At 32.3% G+C, this 16,150-nt stretch carries 22 protein-coding genes; all 22 read right to left on the bottom strand.

Annotated features, from left to right (window positions below; translation table 11 throughout):
- Positions 1-16: 16 nt before the first annotated feature.
- The 22 genes from IW20_RS06570 to IW20_RS06465 all read right to left on the bottom strand — a co-directional run bounded on the left by IW20_RS06570 (position 17) and on the right by IW20_RS06465 (position 16,141).
- Positions 17-502, bottom strand: a complete 486-nt coding sequence (locus IW20_RS06570; RefSeq protein WP_035620114.1) for a hypothetical protein — start codon at positions 500-502, stop codon at positions 17-19.
- A gap of 2 nt (positions 503-504) precedes the next feature.
- Positions 505-876, bottom strand: coding sequence for a hotdog family protein (locus tag IW20_RS06565; RefSeq protein WP_035620113.1), 372 nt, complete (start codon positions 874-876; stop codon positions 505-507).
- A gap of 10 nt (positions 877-886) precedes the next feature.
- Positions 887-1,498: a porin family protein gene (locus IW20_RS06560; RefSeq protein WP_035620110.1), complete on the bottom strand. Its 612-nt coding sequence runs from the start codon at positions 1,496-1,498 to the stop codon at positions 887-889.
- Between the two features lie 30 nt (positions 1,499-1,528).
- Entirely contained in the window at positions 1,529-2,167 is a 639-nt protein-coding gene (locus IW20_RS06555) for a hypothetical protein (RefSeq protein ID WP_035620109.1), read from the bottom strand.
- On the bottom strand, positions 2,133-2,768 hold the full coding sequence (locus IW20_RS06550) for a LolA family protein (RefSeq protein WP_035620107.1): 636 nt from the start codon (positions 2,766-2,768) through the stop codon (positions 2,133-2,135). The genes IW20_RS06555 and IW20_RS06550 overlap by 35 nt, the downstream gene beginning before the upstream one ends.
- On the bottom strand, positions 2,758-3,534 hold the full coding sequence (locus IW20_RS06545; protein WP_035620106.1) for a polysaccharide deacetylase family protein: 777 nt from the start codon (positions 3,532-3,534) through the stop codon (positions 2,758-2,760). Before IW20_RS06545 ends, IW20_RS06550 begins: the two co-directional genes overlap by 11 nt.
- Entirely contained in the window at positions 3,531-4,592 is a 1,062-nt protein-coding gene (locus tag IW20_RS06540) for a beta-ketoacyl synthase N-terminal-like domain-containing protein (protein WP_035620105.1), read from the bottom strand. Before IW20_RS06540 ends, IW20_RS06545 begins: the two co-directional genes overlap by 4 nt.
- Entirely contained in the window at positions 4,589-5,791 is a 1,203-nt protein-coding gene (locus tag IW20_RS06535; RefSeq protein WP_035620103.1) for a beta-ketoacyl-[acyl-carrier-protein] synthase family protein, read from the bottom strand. Before IW20_RS06535 ends, IW20_RS06540 begins: the two co-directional genes overlap by 4 nt.
- A gap of 276 nt (positions 5,792-6,067) precedes the next feature.
- The gene (locus IW20_RS06530) at positions 6,068-6,325 is read right to left on the bottom strand and encodes a phosphopantetheine-binding protein (protein WP_035620100.1); all 258 of its coding nucleotides are present in this window, start codon (positions 6,323-6,325) and stop codon (positions 6,068-6,070) included.
- A gap of 2 nt (positions 6,326-6,327) precedes the next feature.
- Entirely contained in the window at positions 6,328-6,966 is a 639-nt protein-coding gene (locus IW20_RS06525; protein ID WP_035620097.1) for a 3-oxoacyl-ACP synthase, read from the bottom strand.
- Positions 6,967-7,072: 106 nt separating this feature from the next.
- The gene (locus tag IW20_RS06520; protein WP_035620095.1) at positions 7,073-7,762 is read right to left on the bottom strand and encodes a hypothetical protein; all 690 of its coding nucleotides are present in this window, start codon (positions 7,760-7,762) and stop codon (positions 7,073-7,075) included.
- Positions 7,763-7,793: 31 nt separating this feature from the next.
- On the bottom strand, positions 7,794-8,285 hold the full coding sequence (locus tag IW20_RS06515; protein ID WP_035620094.1) for a hypothetical protein: 492 nt from the start codon (positions 8,283-8,285) through the stop codon (positions 7,794-7,796).
- A gap of 48 nt (positions 8,286-8,333) precedes the next feature.
- Entirely contained in the window at positions 8,334-9,485 is a 1,152-nt protein-coding gene (locus tag IW20_RS06510; protein ID WP_035620093.1) for a beta-ketoacyl-[acyl-carrier-protein] synthase family protein, read from the bottom strand.
- Positions 9,486-9,487: 2 nt separating this feature from the next.
- Positions 9,488-9,949, bottom strand: a complete 462-nt coding sequence (locus IW20_RS06505) for a pyridoxamine 5'-phosphate oxidase family protein (protein WP_035620086.1) — start codon at positions 9,947-9,949, stop codon at positions 9,488-9,490.
- A gap of 15 nt (positions 9,950-9,964) precedes the next feature.
- Complete coding sequence (locus tag IW20_RS06500; protein ID WP_035620083.1) at positions 9,965-10,414, bottom strand: acyl-CoA thioesterase; 450 nt, start codon at positions 10,412-10,414, stop codon at positions 9,965-9,967.
- The gene (locus IW20_RS06495; RefSeq protein WP_035620080.1) at positions 10,389-11,672 is read right to left on the bottom strand and encodes an ABC transporter permease; all 1,284 of its coding nucleotides are present in this window, start codon (positions 11,670-11,672) and stop codon (positions 10,389-10,391) included. Before IW20_RS06495 ends, IW20_RS06500 begins: the two co-directional genes overlap by 26 nt.
- A complete protein-coding gene (locus tag IW20_RS06490) occupies positions 11,662-12,360 on the bottom strand; it encodes an ABC transporter ATP-binding protein (RefSeq protein ID WP_035620218.1) in 699 nt (232 codons plus the stop codon). The genes IW20_RS06495 and IW20_RS06490 overlap by 11 nt, the downstream gene beginning before the upstream one ends.
- A gap of 60 nt (positions 12,361-12,420) precedes the next feature.
- Positions 12,421-13,419 carry a BtrH N-terminal domain-containing protein gene (locus tag IW20_RS06485; protein ID WP_035620078.1) on the bottom strand — a complete coding sequence of 333 codons (999 nt, stop codon included), beginning with the start codon at positions 13,417-13,419 and terminating at the stop codon, positions 12,421-12,423.
- The gene (locus tag IW20_RS06480; protein WP_035620215.1) at positions 13,419-13,823 is read right to left on the bottom strand and encodes a hypothetical protein; all 405 of its coding nucleotides are present in this window, start codon (positions 13,821-13,823) and stop codon (positions 13,419-13,421) included. The genes IW20_RS06485 and IW20_RS06480 overlap by 1 nt, the downstream gene beginning before the upstream one ends.
- Before the next feature lie 285 nt (positions 13,824-14,108).
- Complete coding sequence (locus IW20_RS06475; protein WP_035620075.1) at positions 14,109-14,567, bottom strand: ABC transporter permease; 459 nt, start codon at positions 14,565-14,567, stop codon at positions 14,109-14,111.
- 8 nt (positions 14,568-14,575) lie between these two features.
- Complete coding sequence (locus tag IW20_RS06470; RefSeq protein WP_035620072.1) at positions 14,576-15,004, bottom strand: hypothetical protein; 429 nt, start codon at positions 15,002-15,004, stop codon at positions 14,576-14,578.
- A 3-nt stretch (positions 15,005-15,007) separates the two neighbouring features.
- A complete protein-coding gene (locus tag IW20_RS06465; protein ID WP_035620068.1) occupies positions 15,008-16,141 on the bottom strand; it encodes a beta-ketoacyl-ACP synthase III in 1,134 nt (377 codons plus the stop codon).
- Between the last annotated feature and the right edge of the window lie 9 nt (positions 16,142-16,150).

Raw genomic sequence — 16,150 nt, 5'->3', positions numbered from 1 at the left:
TTATGATTTTCTTTAACTACTTTACGGTTTGCTTTTCTTCTGCAGAAAAACTTTTAGATTGTAGGATAAAGTTCTTAAGATATTCTTTTAGCGCAGTATTTTGATCTTTATAATGTGCCAGAATAAATTTTTTGTCTTCTTTAATATTTTTTTTATAACCTGTAATTCCAGGTACATTTTCCTGAATACTTAATCGAATCATTCTAATTTCTATCGAGTTTGGTTCTTTTACGACAGTGCTTTCTAACAATTTGGCACCTTCTTTAAAACGACTCATTTTGGCAGAAACTTTTTTCTCGTATTTAGAATCCAATAGTATCGAAGCTGCTTTATATGCTACCAAAATATTCTCGTCGGTGGTAGAAATATCGTTTAGTTTTGCAGTAAAATCTTTTGCACTTGTTTCAGACCCTGAAGCTGTTGGATATATTTTCCGGATAGTTGCAAGATCTGGTGTACTTACCAGACTTACTAATAAAAATAAGGATAAAAATAGTTTCATGATTAAGTCTTTTTATAAACATTGCTCAGTTTTAAAGCAACCGTTTCGTTAAAATAAGTCGTGTTTTTTACTTTTACCAAACCATCTTCGGTTGTGATGACATCCAATTCTAAACGTAATTCGGGTGTAACTTCGGGATTAATCAGCGCCATGAATTTTACATTACTCAGCGTTTGCATCATAAGGTTACTTTTGGTTATTGTTTCCGAAAGTTCTTTTATAATCTGTATCATACATACTCCTGGCATTATTGGGTTGTCTGGAAAATGACCTTTAAAAACATCGTGTTTATCATTTACCAAAATGACAGCATCGTATTTAGAATCACTTGTGTTTTCTAATGAGAGTATTTTATAAAAGTCTTTTAAAACCATAGTTGTATTTTTATTTTACTTTAAAAGTGTAAGTAACTCCAATTTGGAAAACTGTATTTAAAATGATATTATCATAATAGTCATCATAGTAGTTGTTATCAATACCATCATATCCATAAATATCGATTAACCCTTGTTTAAATCTTGCTTCAAAGGTTAAGCCATTAGGTAAACTATACCCAACACCACCAACGAAGGCAATGTCAACTCCAACAGGATTGTAGTCGTATGAAGGAAAATTATCACTTGTTTTAAAATCTATAGAAGGACCACCTAATATATGGAATCCACCTCCGCCAAAATGATATTTAGCAACTGTCCCTAATGAGATATAGTTTAGTTCGTATTTTACTTTTCTTGATCTAATTGATTCCATTGAAAATTCACGAGCATCTGCTCCTTGTCTTGTATAGGTTAATTCTGGTTGAAGGGTAAAATATTTATTGAATCTTATGGCTACCAATCCACCTACATAAAAATCTGATTTTGCATCGCTAGATCCAAAATTGGTAAGGTTTGAAACATTTAAACCACCACGAATTCCTGGGCTTACAGTTACTTGTGCATGAGATTCTATTAGTCCAATAAAAAATACAAATGCAATTAAGGTTAATTTTTTCATTCTGATTTTATTTGATGATTAGTTTAAATTTTATTCTGTTTTAAAATAGTTTAGCTCTATTTTTAACTTTATATTCTGATGTAAAATCTCAGTTTTTTCTGCAAAAATATTGTTTTCCGAACTAAAACTGATAGTTATTTTTTCTTTTGTCTCTGAAGCGTGTACTACTTTCTCTAGTTTGTTATTTTCTTTAGATAAAAATATGAAATTATATTGTTTGCCATCTTTAGTTTGGTAGATGGTATTTTCTTGATTTTCAAATTTTTTGTCTATTGTATAGTCTTTTTTAAGAAGTAATCTGAAATCTTTTTTTAAGGTCGAAATAAGAATTTTTCGATCTAATTCAGACACAATTGAGTTGACTTTAAAGGTAGTTTCCGAAATCTCAAAATCTAATAATTTATTACCAAATTCGGTTGTAAATACAACTCGGTGCGTGGTATCATTTATTTTCTTGGCTATAAAAATCCCAGATAATTCGTGACCATAAACGGTTATGTTTGCTTTATAAACATAATCGATTTTTGGGTTAGAAAAATAAGGTGCTTCGTAAGTCGTTTTTTCTAATGGTTTTGGAGAATAATTTTCGGTAATTTTTGAACCACAAGAAAATAGGAAAATAACTAGAAAGCAATTAATTAGTAAAAACGGAGTCGTCGATTTTTGCATTTATTACTTTATTTTTAAGTACAATTCGAGTATAATCTTCAGATGATTCAAGCAATTTTACCTGAACAACAGTTGCGTCTTCTTTATCAAAAGTCAATTCTATTTGTTTGATGTATTTTTTTAAAGTTGCATCTTTTGGAATAAACTTGGCGATGTTCTGATTTTTGGATTTAAAATAGCTGATGCTAAATTCCTTATCATCAAACATATCTCCGCTTACGCTACCTACAATTAATTTATTAATACGACTAAAAATTTTGCTATTGCCAATGTCTACAGCGCTCTTTTTTCCTTCGTCGTTAATTAGGATTTTACCGTTCTTAAATACAATAGTATAATTATAAGGTTTCTTGTATTGCCATTGTAATAAGCTTGGTTCCTTAAAAATCATTTTTCCGGATGTTTCAATATCCTTAGATAAAAAATCTAAATGCTTGTATTGAACAAAATCAGTACTTAACGTTTTTATTTTTTTAGAAACTACGTTAACGGATTGTTTGAAAGCTGTGATTTCACTATCGGACATTTTTTGTTCTTGTGCGAAGGTGTTCAATACGAACAGATTCAGGATAATAACGAATAAATATATTTTAGTCTTCATATGCTTTAAGATTCAAAAGTTTTTTAACCGAAATCACGGTATAATTGTTTTGCTGCAGGAACTGCAAGAACTGTTCCAAGACCAAAACGGAATGTTTGGCTGTATCGTGCAAAAGTACAATTCCGCCGGGAGAAAGTCGTTTTATAATACGATTGTAAATGATTTCCTGATCTTTAATGCCACCATCAAGTGATCGTATATTCCAACCAATTACTTTATGCTTGCTTATTTTTAAAGCTCTTCGGATGGATGGAGTTGTTACGCCATAGGGTGGACGGAAAAACTTGATTTTTTTGTTGGTGAATTTTTCCAGAAGTGCATCTGTTTTCTCCAGTTCTTCGAGTATTTTTTTTGCATTATAAAAATCAAAAAAATGAGAATGACTATAAGAATGATTCCCTACCAAATGACCTTCGGATAGGATACGTTCTATAATTTCGGGATGTTTTTCTATGTTTTTTCCAATGCAAAAAAAGGTAGCTTTTACATCATATTTTTTTAGAACATCCAGAATTTCTAATGTAGTTTCGCTTGGGCCATCATCAAAAGTTAATGCAATTTTCTTTCTGGTCATTGATGGATTATTGCAATAAGCTCTTACATGATAATTAGAATTTATCCGTGCCGAGTTTATGGCAACAATACTCAACCAGATTATTCCAATGATAATAAACCACCAAATATTGATTGCGATATAAAGTTTCGTAAGAAGCAGTAAAAGCAATAGGATGATAAAAAACAAAGAGGTTTTTTTGTGCGTTATCATTTTGTAATTAATGTAAAACTATGGTCTTTACCGTTTAATTGGTTGTATAATAAAATGGTATTATATGATGGTTTCTCTAATGAATTTACTTTAATTAGTTCGGGGATTGTTTGTGTTTGGATAATTTTAGAACCAACCCATAACCCGAAAGAGGAAGCCGTATTGTATTCTCCACATAAATGTTTGTAATAAACTTGTGGTGTATTTGCGAAAGCTTTTTCGGCTAAGTTCTTATAATAAGAATCAAATTCAACATCACCATTAAATCCTAAAACGACAGCATCAATATCTGAGATTTGTAATTTATTTGATTTCAGAAATTCGATAATTTCAGATTCAATTTCATCTTCTAATAATCTGTTTTTTATTTCTACATCTGCAAGTTCTGCATACGTAGTTTCTTTTCTTTCATTTTCTAAAACAAAAAAACTAGCACCTTCACCATAAACAGCACCTTTTGTGGTTTCATTTAAAAGTTCGTAAGGTTCGTTTCTTTCTTCTTTGATGTATCCTGCTAGTTTAAAAAGCGATATTGTATAATCACCGTTTTCATCAACTCCACCAACTAATACTGAATTGGCTTCGTCTCCTTCGATTTGCATTTTTGCATCCAAAAGAGCCGATTCAAATGAGATTGCACCATTTACATAAGTAAAATTATATCCTTTGCATTGTAGCGTAAGGGCAATTTGTGCTCCAACTGTATTGTGTGTAGATTGTATAAAAGCGGTAGGCGTTAAGAACTCCTCGTTATTGTCGATAATTGCTTTCAGGAATTTCTCTGAATCTTCGATACAACCCATTCCAGTTCCAGTAATAATAGCATCGATATTGGTAACATTAGCTTCTTTCATGGCATAAGCCGAAGCTACGATTCCATTTTTGATTCCGTTAGCCATTCTTCGGCTTGCAACGGGAGAAATAAAGTCTTTGTAAACAGGTTTTTTTATAAATAAAACGTTGTCATTTTTATTCCATTCGGCATCTTCCAGAAAAACAGTATCAAATGTTTTTTGAGCTGAAAGACAACCTGTACCATTTATATACGTCTTTCTCATTTGTTTTTAGAAAATATAAGAGTGGAACAATTACCACCAAATCCGAAAGAATTGGATAATACGTGTTCGATATTTTTATGTTTTAACGATGTTTGTGGTGTCAAGTTAAATTCCTGCATTGGTGTTTCGAAATTTAAACTAGGGAAAACTACATTGTTCTGAATAGCAAGTATGCTATAAACAGCTTCGATTGCCGCAGCTGCTGCTAGTGTATGACCTGTAAAAGGTTTAGTCGAGCTAAAATCAGGAACAGGTTTTTCGTCGTATATTCTAAGAATGGCTCTTCCTTCTGATAAATCATTATTAGGAGTTGCCGTTCCGTGTACATTTATATAATCTATCTCGGTAGGATTTAAAGCTGCAACATCAAATGCTTTTTTCATGGCAAGGTATGCACCATCACCATTTTCCGACGAAGCAGTTTGATGGAAAGCATCATTGGCATTGCCATAACCCGAAACACGAGCGAGTACTTTTTTGTTTTCTTTTTCTACAATTTCATCAGATTCCAAAACCAAAAAAGCAGCGGCTTCACCTAAGTTTAGCCCTTTGCGTTCATCATCAAAAGGTTTATTATAACCATCAGATAATATCATTAAAGTTTTAAAACCATTGATTGTAAATTTTGCTAAAGCATCTGTTCCGCCAACAATTACGCGATCTAGTTTTCCGGATTTTATCAATCGTGCACCAAGCATAATTGCATTTGCAGCCGAAGAACAAGCAGTACTTATTGTTGTAACCATGCCTTTTAATCCAATTTCGTCGGCAATTTTTTGAGCTACATCTCCACAATTATGACTAACAATATATTTTCTTACTTCGGGATTTTCAAAATAATCATAGTAATATTTCTCGGTCATATCCATTCCGCCAACACTTGTTGCCGAAATTAATCCCGTTTTATATTCGTTGATTGATGTGATTCCTGCATTGGCAACAGCTTCTTTGGCAGCAATTGTACCTAATAAAGCTGTTCTCGAAAAGTTGTTGTTTTCGTCTAGTTGTAGTTGAGCGATTAACTCAGCATTGGTTTTTTTTATTTCACCAACTTTAATAACATCGGCATGAACTGTCGAAATATTTTCGATAGTTGTAATAGCAACTTTGTTATTTATTAATGAAATATAATTTTCCTCAACCGAATTCCCGATTGAAGAAATTATCCCCATACCAGTTATAGCAACTCCTTTTACCATTTTTTTAGACGACTTGTTTTTTAGGCTTTTAGATCTCTTAATTCTAAGAGTCTAAAGTTGTTTATCTAGTTTTAGTTTTACACAAAATAATCCCAAACTTGTCATTTCGACGAAGGAGAAATCTTCACGAGTAACTCGACAAATTAAGAAAAAACTGTGGGTTAGTTTCTTGCGGAGATTTCTCCTTCGTCGAAATGACAAAAATGCGCAGACTAACTTTAAATTTGACTTTTTAAATTTTAGACAATACTTTTATCTAAGAAAGTCTAAACAAGTCTATTTAGTTCTGTTTGCTGTAATATATGCAGCCATTGACTCAATTGATTGGAAAATTACTTTTCCTTCTTTCGGGTCAACTAATTTAATTCCGTAATCTTTATCTAGAATAACAATTAACTCTAGAGCATCGATAGAGTCTAAACCTAAACCATCTCCAAACAAAGGATCATTGTCATTAATATCCTCAAGCGTAATGTCTTCAAGGTTTAAAACAGTAATAATTTTATTTTTTAATTCTAATTTTAATGCGTCCATGATTATTTATTATATAATGTTTCTATCGTTTCGTTTTGGTATTTATGATTCTCGTCTTTACCAATCAGGCAAAGAAAAGCTTTATATTCTTCATTAAAAAATTCAACCCATCCACAAAGTACCTTTTCTGCTTTATTGGTATGCAAAAGCGTATTGGCATAACTGGTCATAAATTCTGGATTGAAGGCGTCAAATATAAAGAAAGAATTCTCACTTTTTAGTTGATGGCGTATGCTAATTTCGCCTAGGCAAATGTTTGGCAAGGTATAAACAAAAACCGCAGGACTTGGATAATAGTTTTCCTTATCGGATATAGATTCCTGATACTTTACATCGGTATCTAAACTAGATGATTTATTTGCTAAAAGCAAAGCAGTATTATTCTCCGTTTGTTTTGCCAGTTCACTATCGTTCGGGTCTGTTTCTGATTTCAAAAGTAATTCGGCTCCTAAAAAAGCAAGTTTGCTTAAAGAATCCATTTTGAAAAACTTAGGATAATTAACCTCAAAATTGCGATAAGTTTGCTTCGAAAAATCAGCAAATGAAGTTGGTTCTATTTTAAAAATAGAATCTCCGTTCAAAACAATTTCGTTGTTTTGGATTGTGCAAAAATCGTATATGTATGTTTTGTTTTGAGTCATTTTATTTTAAACACTAATTTCACTAATTAGCACTAATTTTTTGGTTTTTTAAATTTCATTAAGATTTGAATACTTTAAAATGTATAGTCGCAATATTTCTTTTATTTTATGAAACCCAAGTATGAATGATTTTCTCAATTTTCCATTTCCCAGATTTATTTTCAATTATAATTAAAAATCCTCTTCTGCATCTACCACCTCCACAAGAAGCACTGGCAGATAGTATCCCGGATGTTTTTGTTTTATTAAACTGGATTCTCGATACTGAAATAGTTCCAACAGGCAATAAATTACTTTTGTCATCGAGATTCCAATTTTTTTCATGAGGATATTTTGATGTTCTTTGAAAATTAAACTTTTTGTTATTTTCAAAAGTTTTTAAATCAAATTTGTATTCGTCTGTTTCTTTTGAAATGTCATAAGAGTATTTGGAAAGTTTAATTTCTTTGGGAAGAATTTCAGTTTCTTGAGGACTAATTTTCTTTACATCATCATAAACACCAATTAAAATTCGAGTTTTATCGTTTTTGATACTGTCTTGTTCAAAATTATATTTTTTCAATTCAGCATGATAACCAATTGTATCTTCTTTATTGGTTTTAAAATCAATTCTTGGTATTGGTGGTGGAAGAATAGTTCTTCTATCCATATATATTGAGTCAACTATTTCAAGAAAAACATTATTAATAACATTCTTCTCAAATTGTAGTTCATCGACTTTCTCAATTTTCTCTTTTTTACATCCAAAAAGTGAAAGAAAAAGGACAATGATAAATATGAATTTTTGTAGTTTCATTTAATATTTCTATGATTTGAGAAATAGTTATTTATTGTGTGATTATTTTTTCGTCTTCCATCATCTTCAATGCTTTTCCAGTTTCTTTTTGCCCGTCGTTTAAAGAGCCTGGAAGCATAATTAATCGCTTCTTCAATTTTCCATTTTCATCTTTAAACATAATTTCAAATCTTGAACGAGTTAAACCTGTTTTCCCGTTTACGAATTTAGCTTCTTTGATTTTATTTCTTTCAATGATTGGTGTTGCAGAATTATTAACACTTTTTATAATTCCGTAAATCAAGAAAATTGCAAGTAGACTACAAAATATTGCAGAACCATTTTCTCTATTTTGAAAACTTGTGAAAGCTTGGTAAAATAAGAAAATTGAAATTCCAGAATAGATGATTAAAGTTCTTGAGATGCTATTTCCTACGACTGCTTCTGAAACATTACCAATTATTCCATCTCTTGTCAAAATTAATTTATCAGGTAGAATATGGCAATATCCAGTTTTTGTTTTAAAAATTTTCTCGTTTTCCATCTTTTTTTTATTGCTTAAATATGAATTTAAAAGGCTAATTTGTGAAAATTAGTGCAATTGGTGTTTAACTTTTTCAAAAACAACCGCCGTATTACAACCTCCAAAACCAGAAGCTGTTTTTAGGAACGTTTCGATATTTTTATCTTCGTTTTTCTGAATAACATTTATCGATTGACTTACACCCAATTCGTCAAAGCCTAAGGAAACAAAAAGCTTGTTTTGAAGCACTGATTCAATTGCAATTACTGTTTCTAACAGTCCTGATGCACCTAAAGTATGACCATAAAAACCTTTCAGACTATTTACTGGAACAGTTCCCATTTCTAATCGGTTGAAAGCAATGGCTTCCATTTCGTCATTAAATGACGTTGCGGTTCCGTGTGCCGAAATATAATCGATATTCTCAGGTTTTATTTGTGCTTCGTTCAATGCATTTTGAATACTTCGGTATAAGCCTTCGCCTGTTCTTGAAGGACCCGAAATATGATTGGCATCGTTTATAGAACTATCTCCAGCAACTTTTATTTTTGCGTTTTTTGCTTCCGCCGAAACTAAAACTGCAGCAGCCGCTTCGCCAAGGCTTACACCAGTTCTGTTTAATGAATAAGGTTTGCATGGCAAACTACTCATTGCTTGAAAAGCATTGAAACCTGACAAAACAAATTCTGAAACTTCATCGCCAGCAACGATAAAAACATTGTCGTAAAGCTTACTTTGTATTAATCTTTTGGCAACAGAAACGGCTAAAATTCCAGATACACAAGCATTAGAAACGACTATTGGTTGGGTTTTAAATCCAAAATAATCAGCTATTGTCTGCGCTAACGTATGCAAATGTGCATTCTGAAAACTATCTGGAGAATCATTTTTTAATGCAGTAACATTTCCTTTTGTTGTCGAAAGTATAAAAGCGGTCTTTGAATCTAAATCTATTTTAGAATTTTTGATTATTGGTTCTAATGCCAAAATCATCATTTTCTCTAATCTCGAATAGTTGGTTTTAGAACTAACTTTCGCGAAAGCGGTATCTAGTTTCTCCTCCTTTATAATCGAAGCATAAAAAGGAATCGGCATTAAAGACACATCTTCATGCAACTGAATACCTGATTCTCCATTAAGGATAGCTTCAATGTTTGATGGAACATTAAATCCTAATGGTGTGATACAATTGGTTTGCGTGATGTATACTGCTTTTGTCATTTTTATTGTTTTGGGCTAACATTATATGTTGCCATTGCATCGTTTATTTGGCTTTCTTCTGTTGTTTCTGGGTACAGATAGTAACTTGGTGCTTTTATTGTTTCTATTTTTGTAATCGTAATCTCAATTACGGCTTTTATAGGATATTTGTCTGAAAACAAATCAGTCAAAGGTTTTAATTTTGTTTGAAAATCTGGATTTTCTTTGTCTATTAATTTTGCAGTTCCTTTTAATTTATATCCTTTTTGAACAAAAACATCTATAAAACTCACGCATACATTTGGGTTTTCCAGTATATTGTTTGCGCTGTTTGGGGATGCTAAATGTGCAATTAATAAAGTTGAATCATCTTGATAAGTAAATATTTCTTTTGGGGAAACATTGGGCATGTTATCTTTATCTGAGGTGGCTAACCAGCAGAGAACACTTTGCTTGATATATTTTTTTACATCATCATTTATCATAATCCAATATATTGGTTATTTCAACAATCCTACTTTTCTCTTCCATTCTTCATAAAATGGAGGATTGGTAAGCATTAAATTTCCTTCTTTATTTAAAAATACCTGAGTGGTTTCGCCTGTACAGACAATCTCATTATTGGTATTAAAAATCTTGAATCTAAAAATTATTTTGGCGGCTGGTGTATCGACAATACTCGTTTCTACCCGAATAACATCGCCATAACGTAAAGATAGTTTGTGTTCGCAAATAGATTTTACGATTGGTGTTGTATAACCGCTATCGGCAACATCTAGATATGTAATCCCGTGTTTGCGCCCGAAAGCTTCACGACCATCTTCAAAATAGGTTATGTAATAGCCATGCCAAACGATTCCGAGCGCATCGGTTTCGTTAAAGCGGACTCTAACTTCTTCGGTAACTGTTAATGCAATAGCTTCATTATACTGCTCTTTTCTTCTTATCATATGCTAAGGCAATTGTTGTGGTAATTATAAAAAACAGAAATAATAAACTTATCTCTGGAATGATTTCTAAGAAAGATGCGTTACGCAATAACACATCATAAAATGCATTTAATCCCCAGTTCATAGGAGATGATTTGGCAATGATTTGCATGATTTTTGGCATTGCAAAAACAGGAACCCAAACCCCACCAATTGCAGCTAGGATAATAACACTTGTTGCACCAAACGGAGCCGATTGTTCTTGTGTCTTGGCAACGGTTCCTAATAAAATCCCGAAACCTATAGCTGCAAATCCAGAGAACAAAGCAACAATGCTCATTAGGAATAAATGCCCTTCGATATTAAGCGGTGGCAAACCAATTTCTGGAAACAGAAATACAGCAACGGCAACCATCATATAAAACTGAATCATACAAATTACGGAATACGTAATTGTTTTGCCCAGCATTACAACACGGTTTGAAACCGGATTTGTTAATAACCGAACAAAAGTGCCTTGTGTTTTTTCTTTTACAATATTAATCGAAAGTGGAATAACGATAAAGAACATAGCAAAAAGTGTCCAAGCAGGAACGTTATGCTGAGTTGAATTTGGCAACACTTCTTTATTGTTTACTCTAGGAACTATTTCTTTGAAAGTGATAAAACTTTTTTGTTCAAAACTAGCGCTTCCTTCTCCTAATTGTTCTTGAAAAGCGGTGTAAATAGAATGAGTTTCTATTTGCGAAATCATTTTATCGATAGAGTTCATAACGGCATTCTTGAAACTCATTTGTACCGCAGGATCAAAGTAGAGTTTAACTTCCTTTTGGTCGATTATTTTAGGAGTTTCCGCCAGAGCAAGTGTATCGGTTAAACCTATACTACTTACTATTTTTTGAACATTCTGATCTATTTTTGCTTGTAAATCTTTGCTTAGGTTCTGCGGGATAACAATTGCTAATTGGTACTTTCCTTTATAAACAGCTTCTTTGGCAACATCCTCGGTTAAAGGAATATTGTTGATCTGTGTTACTACAGTAAATAAGTTACTTTTTTGTAAATTATCATAAACCGTTTTAGCTACAGAACCATTGTCGTTATTAACGAGAAGAATTTCTATTTTAGAATCGCTTACGGTTTTAAAAGTACTATCCTGAATTAAGGTTACGGTAATAACAAGTACTAGAGGCATCACAAATAAAATGATTAATCCTCCTAAATCTCTTTTTAATAAAAGAAATTCTTTTACGACAGACATCCATAATTTATATATCATCTCTCAGTTCTTTACCGGTTAATGAAATAAAAACGTCTTCGAGATTTTGAGCATTTTGTGTGCTCGAAATTAATCCTGATGGAGTGCCTTGTGCATAAATTTTGCCTTGGTCTAGTATTGCAATATCACTACAAAAATCTTCTGCTTCGGATAAATGATGCGAAGTATATATTATAGTAGTTCTGTTTTGGTTGAGGTATTTTAGATAATCAATAATAGCATTTTTAGATTGTACATCGACACCAACCGTTGGTTCATCCAGAAAGATAATTTTAGGATTGTGTAATATTCCTGCAATTAAATTAATCCTTCTTTTCATTCCGCCCGAAAAAGTTTCGATGCGTTTATCGGCAAATTTTAGTAAACCCAAAAGATCTAAAGTTTCGATTACCTTATCTTTTAAGTCCTGACCTTTTAATCCGTACATACTCCCAAAATAGTGTAGATTTTCTCTTGCTGTTAGGGTAGGATATAGGGCATATTCCTGAGGAACAACACCTATAAACTTTTTTATTTTGGTAGCATTAGTTGCATACGCCATTCCATTAATTGTAAAAGAACCCGATGTAGGTTTGACCAAACCACAAAGCATCGAAATTAATGTCGTTTTTCCGGCTCCGTTTGGACCTAATAAACCAAAAATCTGACCCTCGTTTATGGTAAGCGTTAAATCGTTCAAAGAATACATTTCTGCATTTTTGTACTTTTTAGAAAGGGATGTTATTTGAATAATGGGTTGCAAAATATATTAGCTAATTGCTTTTTTTAATTTCTTGAAAAATACTTCTTCTCTATTGGCAATGTCCAAAAGTTGGTCGGCAATAGTATTGTAAGCATCATTTTTGGCGCTACGGTTTTTGTAGATTCTTGAAGCTTCTACAGCAAAATCTCTCCATGAATCTCCAATCTGTGTCATTTCTTTTGAAAGGACTTTCAATTCTTCATTGTTTAAAATAACAGCAGCTTCTTGTAAAAAAGCAGCATATATAAAACGGAATCCTCCGCCACCAGTTCCTATTTCTTCTTGCATACGTACCATTTGTGCCAAGTAATGATTGGCTTTTTTGGTTCCATGTTTAAGAGGCCATTTTCGGATTTTTCCCGAAACTAGTTTTATCCCTTTCACACCAATAATTGGCATTGGCGCAAGCATATCACGACAAGTATTTTTTATTCCTTTGATAATCGCACTTTTTAAATCTACGTTCTCAGGAATATGAATAGGATAATACATTTGTCCTTTTGGAGCAAAAGCACCTTTGGCAAAACGGACTTTGTCTAGGTCGTCATGTGTAAGCGTTGTAACGGTTTCCATTACGGGATCACTAATAAGGTAATCGGTATCGGTTTTTCCGTATACGACTAAGTTATGTGCATTAAAATGAAAACGATATTCATCAGGAAAATATGTTAGGTTGTAAACACCAACTTGTAATCCTGTTGGGATATTATTTTTTAGATTTTCATCCAAAGCTTGGTTTGCTTTGGTAACGGATGAAAATTTTTGTCTTTTTATTTTTAAATGTAACCTATTGGCAACTCTTCTGAAAATTTGTCCAGGTAAGGTTCTGTAACTTATTGCGGGTGCATAATTTACTTTTATAAAAGGCAGGTATACGAAAAAAAGTCCTGAGCCAATACCAAAAACCATCGGTTCACTTAAATTTAAACCACTGTTTTTTAGCAAATTTGAAGCTACTCCATTTTCGCAATGTGCCGATTGATGATGTGTAAAAGTAGTTTGCATTAATCTGTTTTAAAATTTTTTAATTCGGATACTGAAATCGAAAAGGCATCAGCATATTTTTGTAAAATGTGATCATTTAGTTTTGCAAAGATAGCGGGTTTAAAATGCCTTTTTACGCGCCATTTCCACATACCAACATAATTAGAAAGGATTAGCAAATCCATTCGGTTTAATTCCATGTAATAACAAATAGGACTTACTTCTCCGTTTTTTACTTGCAATTTTGCGTCGGAAATTCGTTCGTTTATTTCATCGATAGAATTAGAAAGCGCAATAGTTTTGGGTTCCCAACCTGTACTTAAAGCTGTAGTATAATTACCGTTTTCATCGGTTGCATATACTAGCTCCTTCATATTGTTTTTGGTTAAATTACCTTGGTCTTGTGGTACTTTTTCTTTTTCCATATTGGGACTATTAAAAATTACACTGTTAATTGTATTAAAACTAAAACAGGTATTATTTCGATTACAATTAAAAAGATTAGATTTATTAAGGCTAAGTTTTTGTTTTTCTTTACAAAATAATAAATCATTTCTAATAGCAGAAATAAACAATAAGCTTGAATTAAAAAGAAAGCTGATTCAAAAAAGTCTATTTTTCTATATATAAAAATACCAATGAGTAACAATATTAAAATTGCTATTCGTATTAAAACATGAAACAATATCTTTTTTAAATCCATGTTTAAATTATTGCATGATTGGATTTGTTTTTTGAATGAACAAATTAATTTCACATTCCAAAAGTTGTGTTTCTTCATAAAAGCTTTCGCAACTCATCGTACATAATGTATAATCGTCTCCAGCAAATTTAGAAACTAATGTTGCTCGTGTAATTATGCTTGTGTTCACTTTTGGTAATTCGTATATTTTGAGATTTTTTAGCGTACTGATAAAACCAATAACGCTTACATTTTCTTCTCCATTTGGACTGGCAAAATATTTTTGTGCCACAATAGAGGAACAAGTTTGTGCTACATTCTCTATTAATCCAGCTTCGATAAAAGTATTCCTGTCAACAAAAATATTATCTTCTTTTATCAAAAAAATGGTTTCTACACTTTGTGCATCTATCGTAAGAATCAAATCGACCATAAGCATTGGCTCACGGTGCGGAAGATAATTACGGATGTCTACTAAAGTGTCCATTTGATATATTATTTAGCCAAAACGGTTTTCATTTGTCCGTTGGCAATTTCTTCGTCGTTTAATGTCGTAACAATATCTACCAATGTTATTCCGGCAAATTCTTGTATAATTGTTATCGTCGATTGAATTTCGTCGTTTACACTAGGCAATTTTTTTATATCAATTTGCTTGATAGAACCTATATATCCTGTTGGAGCTTTTTCTTGTTTCAGGAAAAAAACATATCCTGTATGCAAAGCCACAGATTGTGCCATATGTTCTATTAACCCTGCTTCTAAAAAAATCCCATTTTCTGTAAAAATATTTTCACTTTCAATTTTTAAACCAGCAACCAAAGAAGTTTCATCAAACGAAAACATTTTATCTACCATGACAAAAGGGAACTTTTGTGGTAATAAATCTCCGACTGCTTCTTTATCTAGAATAGGTTTTGTCATGATTTAGCAAACTGTTAAATACGCATACGCAAATGAGAATCGTCCGCTTTCTGGAACTGATAAAAGAATGCGATCACCTACTTTTAATTTTCCGGAATTCATTAATTCTTCAACAGCCAGATAAATCGATGCCGAACCTACGTTACCGACACGAGCAAGATTCATAAACCATTTTTCATCGGCTATTCCTACATTGTTTTCTTCTAGGTTTTTCTTTAAACCTTCAACAAAAAAATGTGATGAAACGTGTGGTAAGAAATAATCAATTTGATCAGCAGTTACACCATTTTTTGCCATTGCTTCGCTCATGCTTTTTGCACCTTTTGCCAAGATAAATTCATCTAATAATTTTACATCTTGTTTGATAGAAAATACAGATTCGTTTAACCATTCTTCTGGAGAGTAATCACTCCAAGGTTTTATTTCGCCACTTTCTAGTTTATCTCCTCCAGCATACATGCAAGTCTCTAATTCGTACGCATACGAAAAAGCTTCCATCCATTCTATTTTTAAAGAGATAGGACCTCTAGGTTTATTTTCTAATAAAAAAGCTCCCGAACCATCAGATAACATCCATCTTAAAAAATCTTTTTTGAAGGCTATTATAGGAAGTTCTTCCAGGTTCTTTAAATTAGAAACTTCTGGATTGTATTTTTGTGATAAGAACCAAGACGAAACTTTCTCGGATCCTGTACAAACTGCATTTTTTGAATTTCCTGATCTAATAGATAAGAAACCATATTTTAGCGAATTCATCCCTGCACAGCAAACTCCTGATGAAGAGTTTAACTCAACCGATTTGTTTTTTAATAATCCATGAACCATGGCTGCATGTGATGGTAAAAAAAGATCTGGTGTTGAGGTTCCGCAAGAAAGTACTTCCATATCTTGTGGAGTAAAATCGTTATCAAATAATTTTACGATAGCATTATGGGTTAGCTCAGCATTATTATGCGTGCTTTTTCCTTCTTTGTCTATTGCATAATATCTGCTTACAATCTTGTTATTACGCAAGATAATACGTCTCGCTTTAGAAACGGTATCGTTGATAAGCCCCAAATAGCTTTCCATTTCATCATTTGTAACAGCTTCATTTGGCAAATATTTTGCGGCTTTTGTAATATATACTTCAAACATAATATGGGA

The organism is Flavobacterium hydatis (assembly GCF_000737695.1).
GTDB lineage: Bacteria > Bacteroidota > Bacteroidia > Flavobacteriales > Flavobacteriaceae > Flavobacterium > Flavobacterium hydatis.
The sequence above is the reverse complement of the archived record's forward strand: the minus strand, read 5'-3'. Positions and strand labels throughout refer to the sequence as shown.

Excerpts from the sequence above, each read along its gene's own strand:
- IW20_RS06570 (WP_035620114.1), bottom strand. The coding sequence starts at position 502 with ATGAAACTATTTTTATCCTTATTTTTATTAGTAAGTCTGGTAAGTACA.
- IW20_RS06565 (WP_035620113.1), bottom strand. The coding sequence starts at position 876 with ATGGTTTTAAAAGACTTTTATAAAATACTCTCATTAGAAAACACAAGT.
- IW20_RS06560 (WP_035620110.1), bottom strand. The coding sequence starts at position 1,498 with ATGAAAAAATTAACCTTAATTGCATTTGTATTTTTTATTGGACTAATA.
- IW20_RS06555 (WP_035620109.1), bottom strand. The coding sequence starts at position 2,167 with ATGCAAAAATCGACGACTCCGTTTTTACTAATTAATTGCTTTCTAGTT.
- IW20_RS06550 (WP_035620107.1), bottom strand. The coding sequence starts at position 2,768 with ATGAAGACTAAAATATATTTATTCGTTATTATCCTGAATCTGTTCGTA.
- IW20_RS06545 (WP_035620106.1), bottom strand. The coding sequence starts at position 3,534 with ATGATAACGCACAAAAAAACCTCTTTGTTTTTTATCATCCTATTGCTT.
- IW20_RS06540 (WP_035620105.1), bottom strand. The coding sequence starts at position 4,592 with ATGAGAAAGACGTATATAAATGGTACAGGTTGTCTTTCAGCTCAAAAA.
- IW20_RS06535 (WP_035620103.1), bottom strand. The coding sequence starts at position 5,791 with ATGGTAAAAGGAGTTGCTATAACTGGTATGGGGATAATTTCTTCAATC.
- IW20_RS06530 (WP_035620100.1), bottom strand. The coding sequence starts at position 6,325 with ATGGACGCATTAAAATTAGAATTAAAAAATAAAATTATTACTGTTTTA.
- IW20_RS06525 (WP_035620097.1), bottom strand. The coding sequence starts at position 6,966 with ATGACTCAAAACAAAACATACATATACGATTTTTGCACAATCCAAAAC.
- IW20_RS06520 (WP_035620095.1), bottom strand. The coding sequence starts at position 7,762 with ATGAAACTACAAAAATTCATATTTATCATTGTCCTTTTTCTTTCACTT.
- IW20_RS06515 (WP_035620094.1), bottom strand. The coding sequence starts at position 8,285 with ATGGAAAACGAGAAAATTTTTAAAACAAAAACTGGATATTGCCATATT.
- IW20_RS06510 (WP_035620093.1), bottom strand. The coding sequence starts at position 9,485 with ATGACAAAAGCAGTATACATCACGCAAACCAATTGTATCACACCATTA.
- IW20_RS06505 (WP_035620086.1), bottom strand. The coding sequence starts at position 9,949 with ATGATAAATGATGATGTAAAAAAATATATCAAGCAAAGTGTTCTCTGC.
- IW20_RS06500 (WP_035620083.1), bottom strand. The coding sequence starts at position 10,414 with ATGATAAGAAGAAAAGAGCAGTATAATGAAGCTATTGCATTAACAGTT.
- IW20_RS06495 (WP_035620080.1), bottom strand. The coding sequence starts at position 11,672 with ATGATATATAAATTATGGATGTCTGTCGTAAAAGAATTTCTTTTATTA.
- IW20_RS06490 (WP_035620218.1), bottom strand. The coding sequence starts at position 12,360 with ATGTATTCTTTGAACGATTTAACGCTTACCATAAACGAGGGTCAGATT.
- IW20_RS06485 (WP_035620078.1), bottom strand. The coding sequence starts at position 13,419 with ATGCAAACTACTTTTACACATCATCAATCGGCACATTGCGAAAATGGA.
- IW20_RS06480 (WP_035620215.1), bottom strand. The coding sequence starts at position 13,823 with ATGGAAAAAGAAAAAGTACCACAAGACCAAGGTAATTTAACCAAAAAC.
- IW20_RS06475 (WP_035620075.1), bottom strand. The coding sequence starts at position 14,567 with ATGGACACTTTAGTAGACATCCGTAATTATCTTCCGCACCGTGAGCCA.
- IW20_RS06470 (WP_035620072.1), bottom strand. The coding sequence starts at position 15,004 with ATGACAAAACCTATTCTAGATAAAGAAGCAGTCGGAGATTTATTACCA.
- IW20_RS06465 (WP_035620068.1), bottom strand. The coding sequence starts at position 16,141 with ATGTTTGAAGTATATATTACAAAAGCCGCAAAATATTTGCCAAATGAA.